The organism is Mesorhizobium sp. M7A.F.Ca.US.002.01.1.1 (genome assembly GCF_004022955.1).
GTDB lineage: Bacteria > Pseudomonadota > Alphaproteobacteria > Rhizobiales > Rhizobiaceae > Mesorhizobium > Mesorhizobium ciceri.
In genome coordinates this window covers 1-2,526 of sequence record NZ_RZQE01000672.1, presented here as the reverse complement: position 1 = coordinate 2,526, position 2,526 = coordinate 1, and the positions used below count along the sequence as shown (strand labels likewise).

Genomic DNA, 2,526 nt, shown 5'->3' with positions numbered 1-2,526 from the left:
GCCCTTAATATCCTACTAGACGAAAACATATGCATCTGCAATTATCTTTAAGCATAAAGGAAATGGGGACGGGGCGTGAGCGAGTTCGACGCCATCTTTGTCGGGGCGGGCCACAACAGTCTGGCATGCGCCGCGCATTTGGCGCTCAAAGGCTGGAAAACAGGGGTTTTCGAGCGCGGCGCGACAATCGGCGGCGCCGTCCAGACGCGCGAATTCACCCTTCCCGGCTTCCGCCACGATTTCGGCGCGATGAACCTCAGCCTCTTCGCCGGCTCGGCCTTCCACCGGAAATATGCAAATGAATTGAAAGCGCAGGGGCTGGAGTTCGCCCCGGTCGCCGACTGTTTCGCCAGCGCATTCCCTGACGGGCGCTGGTTCGGCGTCAGCAACGATCTGGAAAAGACGGCCGCGCGCATCGCCGCCTTCTCCGCCGCCGACGCCGCCACATGGCGCAGGCTGGTCGCCGCCTTCCCGGCGGAGGCCGAACACCTGTTCCGGCTGCTGGGTTCGCCGATGAGTGCCCGCGCGCTTGCCGGCACGGCGTGGAACCTGTGGCGCAAGAAGGGCATCGCCGGTTCGCTCGATACGGGCCGCCTGCTGCTGTCCTCACCCCGCGCCTGGCTGGAGGAAACTTTCGAGTCGCCGTATATCAGGGCAACGCTCGCCACTTGGGGCATGCATCTCGACTTCGCCCCGGATGTCGCCGGCGGTGCCGTGTTCCCTTATCTGGAATCGATGGCCAACCAGAGTTTCGGCATGGTGCTGGGCAAGGGCGGCGCCGATACCATCATCCGTGCCCTCTCTGGCATGGTGACCTCCGCCGGAGGCAAGATCGTCACCGGCGCCGAAGTCGCCGAGATCACGGTTTCCGCCGGCAGCGCGACCGGCGTACGGCTCGCTTCGGGCGAGACGCATACCGCCACCAGGGCAGTCATTGCCGGCGTCGCGCCTACGGCGCTGACGGGCAGATTGCTGCCCAATGGTTCGGGCGACGCCGGCTTCGACACGGCGATGCAGAAATTCCGCCATGCGCCAGGCACGATGATGATCCACCTGGCGCTGGACGATTTGCCGGATTGGCGTGCCGGAGCGGAGCTTCGGCAGTTCGCCTATGTGCATCTGTCGCCGTCGCTCGACGCCATGTCGCGCACCTATCAGCAGGCGATGGCGGGCATGCTGCCGGACGAGCCTGTGCTGGTGGTCGGCCAGCCGACGGCGATCGACCCGTCGCGGGCGCCTCAGGGCAAGCATGTGCTGTGGGTGCAAGTGCGCATGCTGCCGGCCGAAATCCTGGGCGATGCCGCCGGCAAGATCGCACCGGACCATTGGGACAAGGTGAAGGAAGCCTACGCCGAGCGTGTCCTCGACATCATCGAGACCTATGCGCCCGGCCTGCGCAACAAGATTCTCGGCCGCGCCGTCTTCTCGCCCGTCGACCTCGAGCGTGAGAACCCGAATCTCGTCGGTGGCGACCAGGTCTGCGGCAGCCATCATCTGGCGCAGAACTTTTTATTCCGCCCGGCGCGCAACTATGCCGGCTGGAACACGCCGGTGGCGCATCTGCACCTCACTGGAGCCGCGACATGGCCGGGCGCCGGCACCGGTGCGGCGTCGGGCTTCATGCTCGCACAACAGCTTGGCGGGAGGTAGGAGCCGGAGATTTCCTTGAGGCTACGAGGCAAGGCGCTGCTGCCCAAGAAGCCTGAACCGATGACATGAAGACGCCGCGCAGAAACAAAACCAACAAGGGGAACGACCATGACAATCAACAGACGTGAATTGCTGGGATACAGCGCCGCGGCACTCGGGGTGGCCGCCGTCGGCCTGCCGCAGATCGCTAGGGCGGCTGCCGGCGAACTGACCATCGCCTACAACGTCAACCTGCCATCCTGGGATCCAACCACCGGCCCGTCGGCCGTCAACCCGACAATCCAGGGGCTTTACCAGTCGGTGTTCGATCAATTCATCCCGCAGAAGCCCGATTTGTCCTTCGCGCCCGGCCTGCTCACCGAATGGGGCTGGAACGACGACCGCACCAAGATCATGATGACGGTGCGCGAAGGCGTGACCTGGCATGACGGCTCGCCGTTCACGGCCGAGGACGTCGTCTGGTCGCTACAGCGGGCAGGCGACGAAAAGACCGGCAACCCGATCCAGTTCGTCTGGAAGAACGTCAACAACTTCAAGATCGACGGCAACAAGATCACCGGCGACGTCGTGCAGTTCGACCCGGTCTATTTCAAATGGATGTCGTTCCTGACCGGCTACATCATGCCGAAGGCCTATTACGAGAAGGTCGGCGCCGAAGGTTTCGAGAAGGCGCCGATCGGCACCGGGCCCTACATGGTGGAAAAGTTCGAGCGCAACGCTTTCCTGCGGCTCAAGGCAAACCCGAACTACTGGGGCGGCAAGCCGGCCTTCGAGAATGTGACGATCAAGTTCGTCGCCGACGCGGCAAGCCGCGTCGCCGAGATCGAATCCGGCTCCTCGCAAGTGACGCTCGAAATCCCCTACGAGGAGTATGGC

The 2,526-nt window shown here is 63.8% G+C and carries 2 protein-coding genes; both read left to right on the top strand.

The features are described 5' to 3' along the window. Nucleotides 1-75: 75 nt before the first annotated feature. On the top strand, nt 76-1,650 hold the full coding sequence (locus EN932_RS33850) for an NAD(P)/FAD-dependent oxidoreductase (protein WP_127369125.1): 1,575 nt from the start codon (nt 76-78) through the stop codon (nt 1,648-1,650). Between the two features lie 108 nt (nt 1,651-1,758). After that, on the top strand, nt 1,759-2,526 hold a 768-nt coding region (locus tag EN932_RS33845), incomplete at its 3' end, for an ABC transporter substrate-binding protein (protein ID WP_128369423.1).